Below are 6,014 nucleotides of genomic sequence, written 5' to 3'. Positions count from 1 at the left end.
TGTTTAAGCCATCACGCATGATCACGCCGCCGCCGAGGAAACCGATACCGGATACCACATAGGCCGCGACGCGCGAGGCGTCGGTGGCGATGCCTGGCACGCTTTGCGTCATCAGAACGAACAGACATGCACCGGTGCTCACTAGCGCATTGGTGCGTAATCCTGTCATGCGTTGACGTAACTGGCGCTCACTACCAATCAGCGCGCCCAAAACCAGCGCGACAGTGACGCGCAGTAAAAAAATTTTCCAATCCATGATAGACCTCACTCCGCAGATTTTATTTGCGGAACAACAGGTTAAAAAATGGATTACAGACAGTGCGAATACCGCTGGGAATCAGCTGCATTATGCTTATGAAAAGGGGTGATTCTGGAAGGAAATCCACCGTCTTAACGCGCAGTTAAGACAGCGTGAAGGCTATCTTACCGCGAGGTCCTGTTGTAATCGTGTGGGACAAGTGTCCAATGCCGTTCTCCTCTTGGGTAAAAATTCGCCGCGATTCTAAAATGGTTTGCGCCGCGTTGCCAACTCAAAAAGCCCGTTCGTTTACGTTGGATTAAGGACAAGAAACCCGCCGAGGCGGGTTTATGTGCCAGTTTAACGTCCGGTCGTTAACCAGCGACTCAGTGTGCCCGAGTTAGCATACCCGCTGATAATGGCTGCATAGCTATCAAAACGGTTGCTGACTTCACTGACCTGGTTGTTGTACAGATCGCTTTCTGCGCTCAATACGTCCAGCAGTGAACGGCGGCCTAAGTGATACCACTGATCAAAGAAGTCCTTACGAATACGATCGGATTCCACAATCAGGTTTTTGTAGAGCACGGCGCGTTCCGCTGTTGAGTGTGCATTCTGGCTGGCAGCGCGTACACGGTTTTCCAGATCGCGGCGCTGTTCCTGCACCTGCTGACGGCTTGCTTCGGCACGCTTAATGGCCGCAATTTCCTGTGCATTGGTTGAACCGCCGCGGAATAAGCCCCAGCTTACGTTCAGGCCGGTTTGCCATGCCTGCTGGCGTCCGAGCTGATCTTCACGGGTGTTTTTGCTAACCGTCCAGTTGAGCTTTGGCAGACCAGAAGCTTTGATCGCCTCCGCCTCTTTGAAGGCCGCTCGCTCTTCGGCGCTGGCGCGCAAGATCAATGGATGCACGTCCAGACTCGTCAGCTGCCGATTTAAATCGCCAAAGGAAAGCGCCCACTTATCGCTGGCCGGTAAAGTCACGCGGCTGTTGCCCATCAGTCGATTCAGGGTGATTTCTACATCACGTGCGCGTGATTCGGCATTTTCCAGATAGCTTTGCGCTTGCAGCAAGCGCCCTTTCGCCTGCGTCAGTTCACTGCGACGTCCAGTATCTGATTGAACAATGCCGCTGAGCATTTTGGTCAGCTCTGCCATACGCCCCAGATATTGTTTGCTGATGGCAATGACGTGCTGCTGTTTATTCCACTCAATCAATGCATTACTTACCTGCATTGCCAAATCTTCACGCTGTGCCTGCACTGATTGCAGCGCAGAAGTCACACGCTCTTCACGACTTTCAATGGTGCGACTGGTTTGGCCAAAGTCGATAAGGTTGGTCGCCACTGAAACACCTAATGATGGCGTATTCCCCTGGTATTCATAATTCTTCGTGCCACTACCAAACTCTTTGGTGGCCGAAGCGGCGCTGACATCAACCTGCGGCCAGCGCTGGCCTTTTGCTTCATCCACGCTGGCTTCAGCCGCATCGCCCTGAGCGATATAGGACTTCAGTGACGGACTGATACGCCAGGTAATGCGTGCAGCCGAAAGAAGCTTTTGACGAATTTCACTCTCGGCAACCGTTTCATTAGCCCCGCCGCTCAGCGTAACCGGGGAAGTCGTGACTGCTGCATCGGCTGAATGCGTGCTTACAAAATTGATATTTGCCTGTGGGCTTTCCACTGGAGCATAAGTCGCGGTTTGCGCAGGTTGCTGCTGACTCACGTTCCGCGCCGGTTGCATCGGATTGAACGGCTGTGGCTCAGGACGACGCTGATCCTCCGTCAGGAAACCGCCGCCCTGAATTTCAGCCGGCTGGCTCGGTTTGGTATTGATCGGTGCCGCACGTTCTACGACCTTAAGCTGTTGTGGAGCTTCAGCTATCGCAGGCGGTGCGATTGGCGCAGCTGATGGCTGAACCGGCTGAGTAACAGCGGCCGCTGGTATCTGCCTTTCAGCGAAGATCGGTTGCTGCGCTGGCGCAACGTTTGCCTCAGGTGCCGGTGGAGCAGACGTTGGTGCCACAGGAACCGGCAAAGGCGGAGTTCGCATCGGCGCTGGAGCCAAAGCCAACTGAGGCTGACCACTCATTTCCGCAAACATCATCAACTCACTGGTGGAATCAGCCATTACGTTGACCGCAGGTGCCATCACCACCGCAATACAAACGGCAAGCAGAGAGAGATGACGCGCCTGTACATGGCGCATCTTGTTATTATTTTTCATGATTATTAACGCTCGCGGAATGCTTCTTTGGCTTTCAGGACCGGCTTCAGCAGGTAATCGAGAATGGTTTTCTCACCCGTGCGCACCTCGACGGTAGCGATCATGCCGGGAATGATTGGCAGATCTTTGTTACCCGCGTGCAGCGTGCTTTTATCCGTCAGAATGAGTACGCGATAGTAGGTATCATCCGGGCGTCCACTGGCCGCTTTTTGATCGTCTTTCAACGTGTCCGGACTGATGTACTCCACGTGCCCATCAAGTCCGCCGTAAATAGCAAAGTCATAGGCAGTGATTTTCACCTTCGCAGGCAAACCAGGACGCAGGAAGGCGACATCCGACGGACGGATTTTCCCTTCCACCAGCAACTGCTCTTCCAGAGGAACGATTTCGAGGATGTGCTCACCAGGCTGAATAACCCCGCCAATGGTGTTCACGCGCACGTTCTTCACCGTACCGCGCACCGGCGCCACAATCGTGGTGCGATCAACAATATCGGCACGACCAATAAGGTTCTCGCTAACCTGGCTCAGTTCTAATTCCAGGCGTCCCAGCTCGGTGTGGGCTTCAGATTGATAGCGGTTACGACGTTCAACGATTTGCGCCTGGATGTCATTGGCCTGACGCTGCATACGCAGTAGTTCGACTTCCGACAAGAGACCTTTGGCCGCTAACGGTTCAGCCAGATGAATTTCACGCATTGAAAGTGCGTAGCTGCGTTGCAATGAGCTGACGCTGTCACTTAACGCACGTTTACGCGATTCATAGGCTTTAGTTTCCTGCGCCACAACAGCCGGATCGCTCTTCACCTGCTCATCAAACGCCAGTGGCAGTGAATACGCTTCCGCACGCAGGCGCGCTATGCTGCCCTTAAGACCCACCACTTTGCTCAGGACTTCGCGATAGCTGGACTGCGCACGCGTTGGGTCAATTTTCAGCAGCACATCGCCGCGGTTCACCACCGTACCTTCACGCACATTCATCTCCGCCAGAATGCCGCCTTCCAGGCTTTGAATGACCTGTTCACGACTGCGTGAGATGACTTTGCCATCGCCTTTGGTGATCTCTTCGACTCGTGCATAGTTGGCCCAGGTAATACCCACACCTAACACCGCAATGATGATCCACATCACTAACTTGGAACCGGGCGTGGTTTGTGACAGCAGCGAAGCCTGCACGTCATTCATAAATTCGGCATCAGCAGCGGACATACCTTTCACGCTCTTACGCCATGGCGTTAACTTGCTCATACTGCAGCCTCCTCTGCCGCTGCTTCCGTCTGCGCTGACATTGCCGAAGCATCGTTAGCGGGAGCTGGAGCACTTACTGCCGGTTCAACCGCCTGTCGCGGCTGCTGGCGGGCTTTATTTTTACCTTCCAGCGCAGCAAGCACCTGATCTTTCGGGCCATCTGCGACCACTTTTCCTTCTTCCACTACGATGATGCGATCGACCAGCGCCAGAATGGACGGACGATGCGTCACAACAATCAACGTGTGTCCTTCGCTTGCACGACGTAAGTGCGCGAGGAACTGATTCTCCGTCATGCTATCCATGGCGCTGGTAGGCTCATCCATCAGCAACACTTTGGGACGCGTTAAGAGTGTTCTCGCCAAAGAAACTAACTGACGCTGACCGCCTGACAGGCCTTCACCGCCCTCGCCGACCGTTAAATTGATTCCGCTTGGATGACGTGCGGCGACATGATCCAGACCGGTAAGATTCAGCACGCGCAGCAGCTCATTGGCGGTGGCGTCTGGACGCCCAATCATCACGTTTTCGCGCAGCGTGCCGTAGAACAGACGCGCATCCTGCCCGACAAAGCCAACGGCTTTGCGCCAGTCCGCTGGATCAATCTGGTTAACGTCCAACCCATCGGCTGAAAGCTGGCCTTTCACCGGCTGGTAGAGACGCGCCATCACACGTAATAAGGTGGATTTACCGCTACCGATGCGCCCCAGAATAGCGACGCGTTCGCCAGCTTTGATGCTCAACGAGATATCTTTGAGGATCTCCGGATTCGGCTTCATTGGCGGAGCTGGATAGGAGAAGTTGACGTTGGTCAGCGTGATCTCGCCACTCAGCGGAGGATCGGTGAGATAGGTTTTGCTGCTGTCACGATCGACAGGCATCTCCATCAGCTTATTGAGCGAGGTTAACGCGGCTTTTGCCTGCTGATAACGTACCGCCAGACCAATAACCTGACCGAGTGGACCGGTTGCACGGCTGGCTAACATCACGGTGGCGATCATTGCACCCATGGTAAAGGTGCCTTTGTTGATCAGATAAACACCGGCCACCACCAGCATCACCGTCTGGAACTGCTGCAGGAACGTCACCACGCCGGTCGCCAACGTCGAGTAGCGTTTGGATTTCATCGAGTTAGCTGACTGCAGTGCGCTGAAGTTTTCCCAGCGGCGCTGCATGTGCGCTTCGCCGCCAACTGCTTTCAGCGTTTCCATTCCTTCAACCGACTCGATCAGCACGCCTTGTTTGAGTGAAGCGTCACGCAGGTTCTCTTTCATGATGCGCGCCAGCGGCCACTGGATCGCGGCACTGACGATGATGATCAACGGGATCATCATGAGTGGGATGATCGCCAGCGGACCGCTGATAAAGAAGATCACGCCGACAAACATCAGAATGAAGGGCAGATCGGAAATCGCCGCCAGCGTGGCGGAAGCCACGAAATCACGCACTGATTCATATTCACGAATCTGGTTGGCGAAGGTACCGGAGGAAGCCGGTTTATGTTCCATCTGGATGGAAAGCGCCTGGCGGAACAGCATACTGCCGAGCACTAAATCGGCCTTTTTACCGGCCATATCCAGCAGATGCGCACGCACAAAGCGCGTAATTGCTTCGAAGATCATCGCAATGGTGACGCCAATGGCCAGCGACCACAGCGTCACGAATGCCTGGTTCGGTACCACGCGGTCATAGACGTTCATGGTGAAGAAGATGCTGGAAAGACCCAGAACGTTGATCAATACCGCCGCAATCGCTGCACTGCGATAATAACGGCGATAGCGCCACAACGTGGTAAACAGCCAATGGCCTTTCACCTCTGGCAACATTTCACTGGCGCGCTCATCAACCACCGCAGCAGGTTTCGCCATTACGGCGAAGCCGGCGTAAATCTCATTGAGTTCTGCCAGGCTCATCTCAACGGCTGAAGCGCTTACTTCAGGCATCACCAGTTGGAAACGCAATTCACGTTGATTCTCTTCGTTGGTGTGAATACGGCGTGAAAGCACAATGCAGCCGCCGCCCTCTTTGCGCAGCAGAATCATCGGCATTAACTGTTCCGGAAGATCCTGCAGACGACGCTCGACCATGCCGCCGGTAATGCCGGCATTTTCCAGCGCCGTCATGGCTTGTGATGGTGAGAGCAATGTCGCTTTTGGCAACCCTGCCACCAGCGCTTCTTCACTTTTTTCGCGTTTGTAGTGTTTGCAGATCCAAGCCACGCTCTTTAATAGCGTGTCATCCACCGTGGTTTCAATACGAGCAACAGAACGCGCATCCTGCTCCACAGCATCCTGCTTCTG

Annotated in this window: 4 protein-coding genes; all 4 read right to left on the bottom strand. The window is 54.4% G+C overall.

Annotated features, from left to right (window positions below):
- A partial coding sequence (locus tag RTY00_RS18330) for an MgtC/SapB family protein (protein WP_312665385.1) occupies window positions 1-256 on the bottom strand: 256 nt, incomplete at its 3' end.
- A gap of 342 nt (window positions 257-598) precedes the next feature.
- Window positions 599-2,467: a TolC family protein gene (locus tag RTY00_RS18325; RefSeq protein WP_312665384.1), complete on the bottom strand. Its 1,869-nt coding sequence runs from the start codon at window positions 2,465-2,467 to the stop codon at window positions 599-601.
- A gap of 5 nt (window positions 2,468-2,472) precedes the next feature.
- Window positions 2,473-3,714 (bottom strand): HlyD family type I secretion periplasmic adaptor subunit, encoded by a 1,242-nt coding sequence (locus tag RTY00_RS18320; RefSeq protein WP_312665383.1) that lies wholly within the window; start codon window positions 3,712-3,714, stop codon window positions 2,473-2,475.
- On the bottom strand, window positions 3,711-6,014 hold a 2,304-nt coding region (locus RTY00_RS18315), incomplete at its 5' end, for a type I secretion system permease/ATPase (protein ID WP_312665382.1). The genes RTY00_RS18320 and RTY00_RS18315, both read right to left, overlap by 4 nt.

Origin of the sequence: Pantoea sp. CTOTU49201, assembly GCF_032054795.1 — a bacterium.
GTDB lineage: Bacteria > Pseudomonadota > Gammaproteobacteria > Enterobacterales > Enterobacteriaceae > Pantoea > Pantoea symbiotica.
This window is presented reverse-complemented; position numbering and strand designations above follow the sequence as displayed.